At 53.8% G+C, this 15,004-nt stretch carries 14 protein-coding genes and 1 riboswitch; of the genes, 7 read left to right on the top strand and 7 right to left on the bottom strand.

Annotation, left to right across the window (positions count from 1 at the left end; translation table 11 throughout):
- Positions 1–246 precede the first annotated feature (246 nt).
- The gene (locus GSF01_RS04795; RefSeq protein WP_159881892.1) at positions 247–606 is read left to right on the top strand and encodes a response regulator; all 360 of its coding nucleotides are present in this window, start codon (positions 247–249) and stop codon (positions 604–606) included.
- A gap of 184 nt (positions 607–790) precedes the next feature.
- Entirely contained in the window at positions 791–2,338 is a 1,548-nt protein-coding gene (locus GSF01_RS04790; protein WP_159881891.1) for a GGDEF domain-containing protein, read from the top strand.
- A gap of 85 nt (positions 2,339–2,423) precedes the next feature.
- On the opposite strand, the gene GSF01_RS04785 is transcribed toward GSF01_RS04790, so the two are convergent.
- The 3 genes from GSF01_RS04785 to GSF01_RS04775 all read right to left on the bottom strand — a co-directional run bounded on the left by GSF01_RS04785 (position 2,424) and on the right by GSF01_RS04775 (position 4,343).
- Positions 2,424–3,560, bottom strand: coding sequence for a hypothetical protein (locus GSF01_RS04785; RefSeq protein ID WP_159881890.1), 1,137 nt, complete (start codon positions 3,558–3,560; stop codon positions 2,424–2,426).
- Positions 3,557–3,709 carry a hypothetical protein gene (locus GSF01_RS04780; RefSeq protein ID WP_159881889.1) on the bottom strand — a complete coding sequence of 51 codons (153 nt, stop codon included), beginning with the start codon at positions 3,707–3,709 and terminating at the stop codon, positions 3,557–3,559. Before GSF01_RS04780 ends, GSF01_RS04785 begins: the two co-directional genes overlap by 4 nt.
- A gap of 160 nt (positions 3,710–3,869) precedes the next feature.
- Positions 3,870–4,343 (bottom strand): C40 family peptidase, encoded by a 474-nt coding sequence (locus tag GSF01_RS04775; RefSeq protein WP_159881888.1) that lies wholly within the window; start codon positions 4,341–4,343, stop codon positions 3,870–3,872.
- 3 nt (positions 4,344–4,346) lie between these two features.
- Positions 4,347–4,482, bottom strand: a riboswitch (cyclic di-AMP (ydaO/yuaA leader).
- A 308-nt stretch (positions 4,483–4,790) separates the two neighbouring features.
- Here GSF01_RS04775 and GSF01_RS04770 point away from each other — a divergent pair.
- From GSF01_RS04770 to GSF01_RS04760, 3 genes are all read left to right on the top strand, one after another.
- Positions 4,791–5,207, top strand: coding sequence for a BlaI/MecI/CopY family transcriptional regulator (locus GSF01_RS04770; RefSeq protein WP_159881887.1), 417 nt, complete (start codon positions 4,791–4,793; stop codon positions 5,205–5,207).
- Between the two features lie 3 nt (positions 5,208–5,210).
- On the top strand, positions 5,211–6,059 hold the full coding sequence (locus tag GSF01_RS04765) for a M56 family metallopeptidase (RefSeq protein ID WP_159881886.1): 849 nt from the start codon (positions 5,211–5,213) through the stop codon (positions 6,057–6,059).
- A 156-nt stretch (positions 6,060–6,215) separates the two neighbouring features.
- A complete protein-coding gene (locus GSF01_RS04760; protein WP_159881885.1) occupies positions 6,216–6,896 on the top strand; it encodes a YceI family protein in 681 nt (226 codons plus the stop codon).
- 85 nt (positions 6,897–6,981) lie between these two features.
- Here GSF01_RS04760 and GSF01_RS04755 read toward each other — a convergent pair whose 3' ends face one another.
- Both GSF01_RS04755 and GSF01_RS04750 read right to left on the bottom strand, forming a co-directional pair.
- Positions 6,982–7,791: a hypothetical protein gene (locus GSF01_RS04755; protein WP_159881884.1), complete on the bottom strand. Its 810-nt coding sequence runs from the start codon at positions 7,789–7,791 to the stop codon at positions 6,982–6,984.
- Positions 7,792–7,803: 12 nt separating this feature from the next.
- Complete coding sequence (locus tag GSF01_RS04750; protein WP_159881883.1) at positions 7,804–10,005, bottom strand: M1 family metallopeptidase; 2,202 nt, start codon at positions 10,003–10,005, stop codon at positions 7,804–7,806.
- Between the two features lie 157 nt (positions 10,006–10,162).
- Here GSF01_RS04750 and GSF01_RS04745 point away from each other — a divergent pair, with 157 nt between their 5' ends.
- Complete coding sequence (locus GSF01_RS04745; RefSeq protein ID WP_159881882.1) at positions 10,163–10,696, top strand: YwhD family protein; 534 nt, start codon at positions 10,163–10,165, stop codon at positions 10,694–10,696.
- Between the two features lie 168 nt (positions 10,697–10,864).
- On the opposite strand, the gene GSF01_RS04740 is transcribed toward GSF01_RS04745, so the two are convergent.
- Positions 10,865–12,928: a transglycosylase domain-containing protein gene (locus GSF01_RS04740; RefSeq protein ID WP_159881881.1), complete on the bottom strand. Its 2,064-nt coding sequence runs from the start codon at positions 12,926–12,928 to the stop codon at positions 10,865–10,867.
- Positions 12,929–13,144: 216 nt separating this feature from the next.
- Here GSF01_RS04740 and speE point away from each other — a divergent pair, with 216 nt between their 5' ends.
- On the top strand, positions 13,145–13,972 hold the full coding sequence (gene speE, locus GSF01_RS04735) for a polyamine aminopropyltransferase (RefSeq protein WP_159881880.1): 828 nt from the start codon (positions 13,145–13,147) through the stop codon (positions 13,970–13,972).
- 139 nt (positions 13,973–14,111) lie between these two features.
- Here the strand turns inward: speE and GSF01_RS04730 are convergent, their stop codons facing one another.
- Positions 14,112–14,993, bottom strand: a complete 882-nt coding sequence (locus tag GSF01_RS04730; RefSeq protein WP_159881879.1) for a metallophosphoesterase — start codon at positions 14,991–14,993, stop codon at positions 14,112–14,114.
- Between the last annotated feature and the right edge of the window lie 11 nt (positions 14,994–15,004).

The raw sequence follows: 15,004 nt of genomic DNA, 5'->3' as shown, positions 1-15,004 counted from the left end.
GGAGTCGGAAGACGGAACTCAAACCGTATCGCACCGTGGTAATGTCGGAAAGTCGAGCCTTTTTTTGTTCGAGGCGCTAGTATTAAGCATCTTTAACCTATAATTGATCTTGATTTGAAACTGAAATTTCCAGGTATGCTGTATAATCTTAAGTATACCATAGTTCTGAAGGTTTGCGATGCCAGGGAAGACCGATTGCAGCATGACGCATAGGCCTAATATAGAGTAGGGTAAGGAGCATTGTAGATGGCTAGAGTACTTATCGTGGACGATGCCGCATTCATGCGCGCTATTATTGGCAGTATGATGAAGGACTTGGGCCATGAGGTGGTAGGCGAGGCTGCGAACGGGCTGGAGGCTCTACAGAAATACGCGCTGCTCAAACCCGATTTGGTGACGCTGGATATTACGATGCCGGAGATGGACGGGGTCGAGGCGCTGCGCAATATCATGATGCAGGACAGCAGCGCCAAGGTGCTGATGTGCTCGGCCATGGGGCAGCAAGGCATGGTTATCGAGGCGATCAAGCTGGGCGCCAAGGATTTCCTGGTGAAGCCGGTGCAGAAGGAACGCATGCACAGTACGCTCCAGCGTTTGCTTGGATAGAAGAGAGGTCGATTCCTAATGTCTTGAGACACTAGGTAGGTGACTTCTTTTTTTTATGGCCACCTCCTATTACCTGACTACAACTCTAAATAAAAATACTGAATCTACCGATCTATATGGAATAGGTTACAGTAGGTTAAAAGTCCTAGTAGCGATAAAGAGTCGGCATCTTAGGGGGGATCTCATGCAAACAGGCTTTAGAAGGAAGCTAATGATCATCATGGGGATTTTCAGCGTCTTGCTGACGCTCGCCGTATCTCTGGTCAACCAACACCGCTGGAAGGAGCATCTGACGGCCAGTTATACCCGGGAATTATACCTCGTAGAGGATATCATCGTCACGGCAGTCACGAATGCAGATAAAGCCTTTCAAATGCTTGGCCAGGGTCTTGAGGAAAAGATGCGCAACTATTCGAATCAGCTATTGAGCAAGTATGCGGAAAATCCGGACGTGAGCTCGTGGGACTACCAGGCGCTAAAGCGGCAATTCGAAGGTATGGACATTTACATCCTGGATGCGAATCAGACGATTCTGTATAGCAGCTTCGCCCCGGACATCGGCTTGAGCTTCCGCAAGGAAGACGGCACCCTCGATCAGTTTGCCCAATTGCTGCGTGATAGATTGAATGGAGACCAGTTTGTTTCGGATGGATTCGATCAGGAGACCAACTCCGGGAAAATTCGAAAATACAGCTACATGCCTACGCCGGATCATAAATATTTGATCGAGCTGGGGCTCTATATGGAGGCGCATCCCATTTTTACGAGCTTTAACTTTCTTGAGGTCGGCGAGGAATTGGTTAAGAAATATAACAATATTAATAGTATCACAGTGTTCAATACTTCGGGGAAATCGATCGGCAAGATGGGCGAGGACGGCAAAACGCTGCGGATCGCAGAGGAGAATCGGCTCTTCTTCCAAAAAGCCCAAACCGATAACCGGGCTTATGAGGTGTCGCGCGAGCTGGACGGGCTGCCGGTCACTTACCGCTACGTCCCGTATTATGTCGAGCTGGGTGGCGATACGGCCAGATTTACCGACCAGAAGATCATTGAAATTATATACAACGAGGTAGAGCTGCGAAACAATCTGAGGCAAAACAAGCAGGTGTTTCTGCTTCAATTCCTGGCCGCCATCGTCGTCGCTCTCGTCACCTCCTATTTCATTACCCGACTCGTCGCACGGCCGATGTATCTGGCATCCCACGATCTGCTGACCGGGCTGTCCAACCGTGCCGTATTCGAAAATTCACTGATCTCCAGCATCGAAAAAAGTCAGAGAAAAGGGATGAAGACCGCGCTGCTGCTGATCGATCTCGATCATTTCAAGAAAGTGAACGATACGTTCGGTCATGACGCGGGGGATCATGTACTCCGGGAGGTGGGGCGCAGAATACGCTCGGTCGTGCCTAATTCAGCCGATGTGAAAGCGCGCCTCGGGGGAGACGAGTTCGCCGTCATCCTTAACCAGATGTCCGGCGAGCAGGCTGCTGTCTCCGTGGCGCAGCGGATTATCCAAGAGCTGAGACACCCTATAGAAATCCAAGGGGTGGACATTGTCCAGGCCTTCAATACGACGGCGTCGGTCGGTATAGCGTTTGCGCCCGATCATGGGCTGGACTACGAGGGACTTTACAAATGCGCCGACCTGGCGTTGTATCAGTCCAAGCGTACGGGGAAAAACATGTTTACCGTCTACCATGAGGCTTTGCGAGACGTTTCCGTCATCTGATCTGTGGGGGGGACTGTTCCAGGCACGGGTTGGTACAAATGAAAAAATTCGAAAACTCCCCTTTAGGGGGCTGTACCTGAGGGTCTTAATGTATTAGCGTAGGTTTGATTTCTTTCCATTCCGTACCCGAGTCTTCTGTTTTAATTAATCGGAAGTCATTCCCTGTTTGAACGACTATCCATCCAACGTCTTTTGAGACGAAATCTATTTTTCGGAAGTGAACATTTTCCCTATCGTAGTTTACAATTCTTTTCACAGCTTCTAAGGACAATTTAGTTTGAAAGGATTCAAATAAGTTATCTGAAAACCATAACTCCTTGCCATTCGATACCCATATATGTTCAGAGTCAACAATATCGTAAATAATGCTTTCTTCAACATTGTTTATAAACGATTTCTTTAGATTCCATGTTCCGCCTCGATCTGAGCTTGTTAGAAAAAAAGAAGACTTCTTCCTTTCAATTTCTCTTGTTAGAAACAGAAGATATTTTGAGTTGCTCAGGTTGATAGGGCTATCTAGAAAGTAATGGCTTGGTTGGTTAACGTCGACAGCAGGTAATCTAATTTCATGTTTCCTCCACTCAGAATCACTATTGTTTTTAACATATAAAAAGGGGAAGTCCGATGTATTAAAATATGAACTGATAAATAATTGATGATCAATAGGTGCGATAACCGTTTTAATTCCAAATTCGTCAATATTACCCTTCATTTTTATCCATGTATCTCCTCCGTCTTCCGTGGAATAGAACTCGATCCTAGAAGAGTGAGACGATCTTAGGCCAGTTGTCATAAGGTACCCTTTTTTACTATCCATAAAGGATAGGGTCGGTTGTATTCTACTGTTTGTTTCAATATTACCATTCGATGACCATATCGCTCCCCCATTAGTTGTTCTGTATATGTTTAATTCGTTTGCTCCTTCATTTTCCTGAACAAACCAGGCGTTATCTGTATCTAAAATAAAAAACTGTCCGGGAAGAACCTCGGTATTCTCCGGAGATGCTGTGGACCATGAGAAACCACCATCGGTTGTTTTTAACAATTTATTGTTGTTTTGAGCCCAACCGTTTTCTTTATCAACCATCGTTATTTCCAATAGATTATTAATAATGTAGGTGTTTTCTCTCGGTGTGGGTTTACTACTGGAGTTATAACAGCCTGTGACTATGAAAAGGAGCAACATACTGACATAAAACCTATACATAAATTTCTCCTTCACCTAAGGCAGTCTTCGCATTCCAACACCGCCACGAAGGCAACGCTCTGATGGATCCGATGAGCGATATCGGCCGGCGGGGGAAAGGCTTCCTTCATAGGGACGGCCAGGTCGTAGATGCGGAGGTCTTTGCGGTGAATAAATAAAATCACGGGTGCCGTCCCCTCTCCGTAACGCGCTATCGTTATAAGATGAAGCATGCTTCCTGAGAGAAAAAGCCCTGGCAGCGGACCATAGGAGCGTTCTGTACGAACGGGACCTGCGGAGCCGGCCAGGGCTTTTTCACTTACCTATCCTGAAATGAACAGCAGCTTACTTCTGAGTGTCGGTCATCACTTGATTGAATTGATCCTCGGACAGAACGCGGCGTGCCGTAACATAACGCTTAGCATAGTAGTTGTCGGACAATTTGGTAATCACTACGCCTTCATCGGTGGCGGAGTGATAAAATTTGCCATCGCCTACATACACGCCAACATGGGAAATTCCTTTGCCGTCGGTATTAAAAAATACGAGATCGCCGGCACGCAGCTCGCTTTTCTCTACCTTCGTCCCTTCCTGAGCTTGGCTCTTGGAGGAGTGAGGGAGATCCAGACCGAGCTTGTTGAATACCCAAGCGGTATAGCCGGAGCAGTCAAAGCCTTTGAGCGTCGTCCCCGACCATTTGTAAGGGGCTCCCAAGCCTTCGTTAACCGCTGCGCTTAATGGGGTTTCAGCAGAAGCGCTTCCAAGCGAAATACTAAAGAATAAAACGGTGGAGCAAACAAAACCGACCAGCTTTTTCAAAGAAGTTTCCCCTTCCGGTGCCTACGAGGTTAGCTGAAGGGTTCGGTTGAAGGTACCCTATGATCACTCTAATGCGAGACCAATTCACCCAAAAATGGTTCCCCCGTTTTCTACTACAGAAATTCGGCAATATATTCATTTTGTTTTCTTGCACTACTTGTATTCGAGCAAAAGCGACCAACTCCTGCTTATGTCACAAAATTGTCACATTTTAAGCGTTTAAAGTGAAACCCAAGCGGGTAATGATAAATCGCGCCTTTCCGCTGGTGCCGAGAACTCGGCAGACGCCGTCAGAACGATCGCGGAAACCGCGCGGTAACCGGTACTTTGTCTGAAAGAATCGAAAGCGAGGGCGGACTGCGGAAGAAGGCGAAAGCTGCCCGACCATGAAAAGTTGACTTTCGCCGCATACGACACTACAATTTGTAGTGTGAGGTGCTAGAACCCATGAAAATTCAAAACTTCAAGTTTTACGAGAAAGGTCTCAAGCGCTTTTTCGGACCGCTCGAGGCGAAGGTGCTCGATATCTTGTGGGCACAGCCGGGGCTGTCCATTAAGGAGGTGCAGCAAAAGCTGGAGTCCCAGGAGGAGCCGCTGAACTTCAACACGGTCATGACTGTGATGAACCGGCTGGTGGCCAAGGGGCTGCTGAGTAAAAGATTGGAGGGGAGATCCTCCGTATACGAGCCATTCGATACGAAGGAGAACTTTCTGGAGATGCAGTCGAAGGAGATTACCCATGAGCTGCTGGAAGACTTCGGTCCGCTAGTCGTCAGTCATATGCTCGATGCGCTGGAAGAAGCCGACCCGGAGATGATCGAGAAGCTGGAACAAAAAATTAAAGCGTTGAAAAAGGAAAACTAGACCATGTGGAAAAATCGGTCCAAACTTCTTTTTGCGACTCCGCTGATGATTGCGCTGCTTGTCTGGGTACAGATGGGGCTTTATGTGGCCCATGAAACGCTCGGTTGGGCGCTTGGCTTCAATATTTTCGACTTATGCAGCCACTTGCTCCGAGCGATGGGCTTCGACTCGGTCACCCCTGTGTTGAACGCCTTGGTAATCTATACGTTTATCGTCAGCCTCTGGCTGGTCGGCAAGCAGATGTATGCCGCCCGGCAAGCATGGCGCAAGCTGCAGGGGCGCGTGCACCAGCCGCTGACTGCCCTGCTGCATGCGAAGTTTTCCGACGATAAGGAGAGTCTCATCGTCGTTTCGGCCAAGCAACCCTTTGCCTTGACGCTAGGGCTGCTCCGGCCGAGAATCGTACTGTCCTCCGGCCTGCTCGATCTGCTGGATACGGGGGAGCTCGAAGCCGTGTACTATCATGAGCGGCATCACCGCCGTCATCGCGATCCGCTCAAAACCTTTACGCTGCAGCTGGTCAGTACGGTGATGTGGTATATTCCCATTCTCGCCTGGTGCAGCCACCACTATAAGATTGCCAGAGAGATACTTGCCGATCATGAGGCGATGACCGTTATGGGCAGCCCGGAAAGTCTGGGAAGCGCGCTGCTGAAGCTGCTCAAGAAGCCTGCGGCGCCCGCTGTTGACTTCGCTTATGTGTCATTCGCCGATGTATCGATTCATTACCGGATTCATCATATTATCGATCCCGATTCCACCGTATCGCCGCGCGTGCCGCTTAAGCTGGCGGTGATATCGCTGCCGGTCATGCTGGCTCTGTCGACCGTATTTTTCCTTTCGCTGCTTTAAAAGTCAGGTGAATAAAATCCGAGCGGGCCATGTTCGCCGGTCTTTGCAAATCGCCGGATTCCCGGGTCTCTTCGCTTGTTATTCACCGGACTTTTAATTTTTTTTACCCAACAACACTACGTCGTGTAGTGTAATCATGAGGAGGAGTTTTGTCTTATGAAAACAAATAAATTGGCTATCACCGCCGGTGTTCTGTTCGTGCTGCTTGCCGGCGGCTACTGGGCGTACGATTACTATGCCGGGAACCATGTAGAGATCAAGGACGTCATCCCTGCCTCGGCAGGGGCGGCGGCATCCGGGCAGTCTGTCGAGGCGAGCAGCCTTAACGGCAGCTGGAAGGTGCTTCCCAACTCCGAGGTATACTTCTCCGTGACGACGTCGAAGGAGACGGTAAACTTCGTCGTCGCCCCGGCTCAAGGGTCGTGGCAGCTCGATACCGCTTCGCCGGATAAATCCTCGGCGGAAGGGAAGCTTGCGCTGAGCACGCTGGATTCGGGGAACGGACAGCGCGATAATCACGTGAAGGGCGCCCAATATCTGGACGTCGCTCAGTTCCCCGAGGCTACGTTCAGCGTGAAGTCGTTCGGCGACCTGCCGAAGGAATGGAAGGAAGGCGTGAAGGTGCCGCTTGAGCTTGCCGGAACCTTGACGGTGAAGGACAAGCCGAAGGATGTCGTCTTCAAGAGCGAGGCGGTCTATGAGCAGGGTCAGATCAAGCTGCAGGGAAGCACGACGGTGACGTTTGCCGACTTCGGCATGAAAAACCCTCATACGGTTACGCTGGATACGCAGAATGAGCTTCAGGTGCAGCTGAGGCTTGTATTGGAGAAGGAGTAACATTAAATCATGACAAAAGCTGCCCAGAGGTGGAGAGTGACTCCATCCGGGCAGCTTTTGATTACATGCAGGCATGGTAGCTAAGCTAAGCCTTCTCCGTCCATATGGCATATTGCGTACCAATAGCCCATACCCGGAAGAACATCTGAGCCAGCCGGTAGGCCTGCAAGCCGATCAGGGCGAGGAAGCCGGCCCAGATGAGCGCAGAGGACATGACGGCTGCTGCTGCAGCTAGGGTAATGGCAAGCACGACGAGAGCGGCGATCAGGATGGCGGGCAGGTGACGCGCTACGAACAGAATGGTGAATAACAGAGACCTTCCACACGTCCGGCCGATCTGCACGTGCATGAAGAACAGCTGCAGGAGAAACAGGTAGAGCAAATAAGCAGCTGCCGCAGGCAGGAGAGCTTTAGCCAGTTCCGGGTAAGAGGCCTGCTTGGAGACATGCTCCCAGAGATACGGTGCCAACCGGATGAGCGGAGTCAGCATAAGCGCGAGCTGAAGCACGTAATAACCGAGGAAAGGCAAGGAAAGCTTGCGCATGCCGTCTACAAACCTATAGCCGGCATTCAGACTGGTGTGGCGTAGGGAGTAGTAGACGCCGGCACTGAGCAGCGGGTGAAGCAGAATCCGCAGCACGAGCAGGGCAAGCGCCCACCGGAGCAGAGGATCCAGCACGTCGGTCTTCATCAGCTGGAACTGCCCCTCGATCCAGAACAACTGAACGGCTTCGCGCGACAGCTCGCTTGGATACCGGTGGAGCAGAGGAAGCACGACGGATTGCACGAGCTTATACAGGACCACGCCCCAGATCAGATGGTAGGCGAAGAGGGTGAACACGGCGAAGGGCTGCCCGCAGGCAATGCTCCAGCCGGATTTGATTCGATTCCACATGCAAAGATCACCTCACCACACGACCCAGCCGAATAGGGTCTCCAGAATGTTGACGACACCGAGATTCAAGCGGACGGACAGCTTGTTGTCCACATTCGTTTTCATGAAGCTGTTGATTCGTTTGTTCTCCAGCACCAGAGCGTACTGAGGGTCGATAACGGCCCAGTCCAGCGGGGAAGTATGCTTCAGGGTATAAATGACCTCGCTTTCGGTCCCGTTCCACGTCTTGTCGATCTGGGTACCGTCGCTGAAGCGAAAGCGTACCGGTACGGACTGCATAGTGCCTCCAAGCCTGCGCAATCTGACGCTGTTCTCGTAGACAAGCTGCCCGTTCTCCTCAAGCGCTTTGACCCGGATGCCGGCGACTTCAAAGTCCGTCATCATCCCGCCATAGATGTATTGGTCAAAAAAATCTTTCCAGCTCGCACCCGTCACATCCTCCACGGTCTTCTGAAAATCGCCCGTTCCGGGATGCTTGAACTTCCAGCGCTGGAAGTAGGTGCGCATGAGCTGGTTCATCATATCGCTGCCGACCTGCACCTCAATCGCCTTCAGGACCAGCTTGGCGCGCGTATATACGTTCTCGGCGTAAGCGCCATGTCCGCCGTACTGCCAGGCATGCCGCTTCAGGGAAGCGGGGTTCGTCATATAGCTTGCTTCCAGCAGGCGATTGGACCGCACGCCGTATTCCTTCTCCATCAGCCGGTCTTCGGCATAGGAAGTAAAGCCCTCGTCGAGCCAGGCTTCCTCGAATTCATTGCTGGCGACCATGCCGTAGAAAAACTGGTGGCCGATTTCATGCACGATTACGCGTTCGAGCTCGAGGCTCGGGTTTTCTTCGCTTGCGGCCCATGAGGTGACGAGGGTCGGATATTCCATCCCGCCCGCTCCGTTGCCGTTTGCCGGAGGCACGACGATAGAGAGGGTGGAGTAGGGATAGCTGCCGTACCACTCGGAGTAACGGGCGATCGCTTTTTTGGCGGCGGTCATATAACGCTGCTTCAGATGCTCATGCTTCGGGTCGAGGTATAGCTTGATTCGTACGCCCGGCACATGCTTGGTCGCGTAAGGCTCCTCGACGTAAATGAAGTCCGGCGAAGCTGCCCAAGCAAAGTCGTGAACGTCATCCGCGTAGAACGTGTAAGTCTTCGTCTTCCCGTCGTCGGCTACCGGCTTGGTCGGGAAGCCTGTCGCCGCTACGGTATAGGAGGAGGGGACCTTCAGCCTGACATCGAAGATGCCGAAGTCGGCATAAAACTCGGAATTTCCGTGATACTGATGGAGGTTCCACCCTTCGGCCTCGATACCCCGGGTCCCCTTGGGCTCATACACGGCGATCTTCGGGTACCACTGGCCGGCCATGACGAAATTTCCGGCATACCCCATCCGTGCAAATACTTGCGGCAGCTGCACGCTATAGGCCATCTGCAAGGTAATCTCTTCGCCCGGCGCGACAGTTCGGGGCAGTGGTAGTTTGGCCAGCGTGCGATCGTTCACGTTCCCGTCGTCCGGTTGGACGAACTCCAGGCGCTCCACCAGCTCGGACTCTTGCCCGTCCAGCAGCTGTATGGATGTCAGCTTCATGCTGCCGTAGTTGTTCTCGGTACTGGCGTCGCTTCGCAGCCTGCCGCCGGATTCCTGCATGAAGGTTGTTTTCTTCGATTCAAACGCATTGGGATAAAGATGAAAGTACAGCTCTTGGACCGGGACACTGCCCGGGTTCTTCCAGGTGAGAGAGGAGGTGCCTTGAATCCGCTTGCCCTGCGCATCGTATTCCGCATGAAGATGGTATTCCACGATCCGGTTGGAGAGCGGCCGCGGCGCAGGCTTCTCGATGGGCTTGGCCGGCAGGCTCGGAGGAGCTGGAGGGGGCGCCGCCGGCTCGTTCGCTCTGGCGCCTGCCGGCAGCGCATCGCCCCGCGGCAGGAAGAGGCCGGTCGAAGAACCGTCCGCCGATCCGCGCGCTGCCGGCCAGGAAGGAGCGGTCACGACCGCATGGCCTCCTTCTGCCCGGATCGGCTTGTGGATCAGAGGGCTAGCGGGCATGGAGAGCCCGCTTGCGGCCGAGAAGGCCGTGAAGGGCAGACGCCAGTCGTTATCCGCGGCGCCTGTCCGTATATCGGTGCTGAGGAGGCCCGGAATCAGGGCGGTGCTGCAGGCGAGGACGGTTAAGCATCCCCATATGGCCAGTCGTTTGCCGAGTCGTTTTTCCATCCATATTCACCCCGTTGACAAGCATCTAAAGCATGTATATGTGGACAGGGACGGTTCCAAGAACAAAAAATTGTCAAGCCCGCCGGTTTCATGGATAATAGGGGCAGGACGGGATATCGTAATCCTTAAGCGTACCTATGGAAGGAGTGCTGGAATTATGGAAGCAAACGATCAGAACGGCAAGCCCGCCGCAGAGGCGGGGGAAAAGAAAAAGCTGCCGTCCCTGAATATCATAAGCGGCAAGGAAACGAAACACCGCGGCTTCGGACAGGGCTCGATCGACTTGAGTCAGCTGTCGAGCGTTATTATTGACGGGGACGAGGCTTATTTGGACGCGGGGGCTTTGCATGCGAAGAGCAAGGTGGAGAAGGGCATCAAGTTTGTGCTGAACAAGGATGAGGTGCCAAATGGCCGGACCTGCTGGATCGTGTGGGTAGCGGTGGATTTCCGCGAGGACGGCAAGTATTATGCAGGAGTGACCTCTTGCGAGATGACGGTGGATCCGGAGGCGCGCAGAGGCTGGAAAATTCTTGCCGATCACGTGAACCGCATGGACTACGCGCTGAAGCGGCGTATTATGCTCGATAATCTGGGAGCCAAGGAAAAAGAGCTGCTCAAAACGTTCCTGATCGACAATGACAGCGAGATGTGGGAACGCTCCAGCGACACGCTGAAGGAAGCTTTGGCTTAATTTTGTCCATTATGTGACGGTCTTGTGCCCTCTCACGTAACGATGTATACTAATGCCTAGTATATGCATCATATACTAGGACAGCAAAGAGGCAGACCCCCGGGTCTGCCTCTTTGTGTTTCTGCGAACCCGTGCGAACACAGGTCCCGGCACGCAACGGGTCAAGTCTCAGCTCGACCACCAGCGCTTGAGGTCATTCCACCACGACCCGCCCGGTTTACCTTGATCCGGCTGCGGCGGTGCTTCCCGGACAGGCTCCGAGGTGCAATATTCCGTCGGCTCCGTCCCTTGCACGAATGCTTCCATCCGCGACTTGGGGCAGCTGTCGTTGGCCAGCTTGCCGGTGGCGGGGTCAATATACAGATGCGTGACCCCCTCGGGGATCGCGAACATTTTCGGCGGGACCGCCTCCAGGGCCTTCTCGGTATATTCCGCGAAGATGGGGGCGGCGAGATGGGACTCGATCGTGCCGATGTTGCGGCCCTTGTCGTAGCCGACCCATACGGCGGTAGTCAGCTCGGGCGTATAGCCGACCATCCAGGCATCCGTATCGGTCGTACCCGTTTTGCCGGCAACCGGCCGCTTCAGCACGACCGATACGCGGCTGCCCGTCCCCCCCTGATCGAAGACGCTCTCCATCAGATGGGTCATCACGTAGGCGTAGGTCGGCTCGATGACCGGGGTATTGGCCGGGGCGGCTTCGTACAGGAGGCGGCCCCGGCGGTCTTCGATCCGCAGGATGGCCGTCGGCTCCGCCCGCATCCCCTGGTTGGCGAAGATGGTGAAGGCCGAGGCCATCTCGAACGGGCTGACCGGGAACGTGCCAAGCGCCAGGGAGGGCAGCGGCTCCATGGGGCTCGTAATGCCCATGCTGCGGGCCGTGGCGATTACCCGCTCGGGACCCGTCTCGAGAATCGTATGGACGGCATACACATTATCGGACTTGGAGATCGCCGTTCGCAGATCGATCGGGCCGAAGTATTTGCCGTCGTAGTTGTTAGGCGTGTACGTCTTCCTGTCCTTGTCGTAGTTGAAGGTCGTCGGCTCGCTGATGAAGCGGGTGACGGGGGTATACTGCTTCTCCCTCAGCGCGGTCAAGTAAACGATCGGCTTGAAGGAGGAGCCGGGCTGACGGGTGCTTGCGAAGACGCGATTGTATTGATTATCCGCATAGCTGCGCCCGCCGACCATCGCTTTGACATAGCCATTGCGGGGGTCTATGGAGATAAGCGCCGTCTGCAGCTCGGGATAGGCGGCAAGCTCCTTCTTGATCGTCTCCTCCGCGATTCTCTGCGCGTTCAGATCAAGTGTCGTGTAGATTCTCAGCCCCATCTCCTCGTACTCGCTTTCCTCAATGCCGAGCAGCTCGGTAGCCTGACTGCGGATGTAATCCCGGAAGTAGGGAGCGGTAACCGCGGTTTTTTTGGCTTCCAAGGGAAGGATATTCAGCTTCTGTCTGGCGGCCTGATCGGCTTCCCTCTGCGTAATGTATCCAGCCTCGACCATCGTGCCGAGCACCGTCTTCTGGCGCTCCAGGGCACTGCTCATATCGTAGTAAGGGGAGTAGTATCGCGGTCCCTTCGGCACGCCGGCCAGCAGCGCGCTCTCCGCCAAGGTCAGCTCGCTTGCATTTTTGCCGAAGAACAGCTGGGAGGCGGCCTGAATGCCATAGGTGGAATGACCGTAATAGATTTGGTTCAAATATTGCTCGAGTATTTGATCCTTGCTCATCTGCAGCTCCATCTGGACGGCGAAGTACGTCTCTTTCAGCTTGCGCGACCAGGTGCGCTCATGACTTAAATACAGGTTGCGGGCCAGCTGCTGGGTAATCGTACCCGCGCCCTGGACCTTGGACATATGCTGCAAGTTAACCCAGGCGGCGCGGGCGATGCCTTTAGGGTCAAAGCCGTAATGGTTGTAAAAGCTGCGGTCCTCGATGGCCAGCGTCGCTTCTACAAGGCTTGGGGACATCTCCTTCAGCGGCACGGTCTGGGTGCTTTTGCCGCCGCCGTAAGCTTCTATGGGATGGCCGTGCACGTCGTACAGCTCGGAAGCGGCAGCCATCTTGGAGACGGGCAGCGCCTGCGAGCGCATGAAGAGCAGGGCGAGGATGCCGCAGGCGGCCCCCAGAATGATAAAGGTAAAGGAGTAGGACAAAAACGCCCGGAACCGGCCCCTTTGGCCATTGCCCCCGAGCTGGCCCTGGTCGGGCTTGTGCGACGATGCAGCCATACGGCTCCCCCCTGTCGATATACGGAATGAGTTTTATTATCCAGTATGGAAAAACATAGAAGGGCGTATTCACGGGCCGGGCCGAATTGTGTTAATTTTTTTTGAATTCGCCCCTTTGAGGGTGCGTTCGTATTTGCATTTTCGGGGATATCTACTATAATACAACTTGACATGTCAGGCAGCGGTTGGCACTCAAGGAAAGGTGGCAGAACACATATGGAATTATGGTATACAGAGAAACAGACGGAGAACTTCGGCATCACGGCGAAGATTACAGAAACGCATGTGAAGGAACAGACGGATTTTCAGGACCTCGCGATGATCGAAACGGTCGAATGGGGTACGATGCTGGTGCTGGACGGTATGGTCATGACGACGGTGAAGGACGAGTTTGTCTACCACGAGATGGTGGCTCACCCGGCTTTGTACACCCACCCGAACCCTAAGCAGGTGCTGATTGTGGGCGGAGGCGACGGAGGCGTAGTCCGCGAGGTGCTGAAGCATCCCGAGGTGGAGAAGGCGGTTCTGGTCGATATCGACGGCAAGGTTATCGAGTATTCGAAAAAATATTTGCCCACCATCGCCGGCGAGCTGGACAACCCGCGCGTCGAGGTTATCGTGAACGACGGTTATATGCATATTCATGACCATAAGAACACGTATGACGTCATTATGGTGGATTCGACCGAGCCGGTCGGCCCTGCCGTTAACTTGTTCACCCAAGGCTTCTACAAAGGCATCTACGATGCGCTCAAGGAAGACGGTATTTTCGTGGCCCAGACGGACAACCCTTGGTTTAAAGCGGACTTGATCCAGACGGTTAACCGCGATGTGAAGGAAATTTTCCCGATCGTGCGCGTGTATGTCGCCAACATCCCTACGTATCCGAGCGGTCTTTGGACCTTTACCCTGGGCAGTAAAAAGTATGATCCTCTGGCCGTCGACGAGACGAAGATTCCTGAGATCGATACGAAATACTATACGCCTCGCCTGCATAAGGCGGCGTTCGTGCTCCCTAAGTTTGTGGAAGACCTGACGAAATAAAGACGGGCATCGTGATGAAGGAAGCCGGCTGTTCCGCCCACTGGGGGAGGAACAACCGGCTTTTTGCCGCCTTTGGCCTGTCCGGTCTGCAGGGCGGCAAAAAGCCGGTGCGCTTCCCAAGATTTCGCCTGCGGCTTAATTAACCCCGCTTCAAGGTGAAGACGGTCAGCTCGGGCCGGCAGTTGAAGCGGACCGGATGCTGGGAGACGCCGATGCCCCGGTTGACGTACAATTGAAAGTTGCGGCTGCCGATCTTGTAATGGCCGATAATGTATTTTTGACCGAACTTGGGGACGACGACGTGACCATAGAACGGAATCCGCACCTGACCGCCGTGGGTGTGCCCGGATAGCTGCAGATCGACCGGATAATCGACGACCGTGTCGGCGTAGTCGGGGCTATGTGAGAGCAGAAGGACATACTCGTCGGGGTTGACCGCGTTCAGACATTTGGCGATATCCGGCTTTCCGTGCCACATGTCCTCGACTCCGGCGATCCAGAGACGGCCTCCGTTCTGCTCAAGCTGCACGGCTTGGTTGCGCAGAACCTTGAAGTCGCCTGCGGCAAGCGTACGCGCTACCGCCGTATCGCCGCCCTTGAAGTAATCGTGGTTGCCGAGCACGGCGAACTTGCCCAGCTTCGCCTGCATGATCCCTAGCGCCTCCGCATAGGCAGGGCCCTCCGACCCGACCGCATAATCCACCAGATCGCCGGTGAAGCAAATGACATCCGGGTTCAGCCGGTTGATCGTTTCGGCCAGCCGGGCCAGATCCTCGGCGTCATAGTTAAAGCCAAGATGCGTATCGCTGAACTGAACGACCTTCAGTCCATCCAAGGAAGCGGGCAGGCGCTTCGTCGTCAAGGTGACGCGCTCGATGTCCAGCCAGATAGGCTCTGCATAACGGGCATAGGCGAACGCCGCAGGGGGCAAGCTGGCTATGCCGAACAGCGCGAGCGCCGCTTTCATCAGAAAAGAGCGTCTTGAAGTTTTTTTCGTATGTTCAGGAGCTTGAGTAGTCATGAATGAAGGGT

It is taken from the genome of Paenibacillus puerhi (genome assembly GCF_009846885.1).
GTDB classification, from domain to species: Bacteria; Bacillota; Bacilli; order Paenibacillales; family NBRC-103111; genus Paenibacillus_G; species Paenibacillus_G puerhi.
This window is presented reverse-complemented; position numbering and strand designations above follow the sequence as displayed.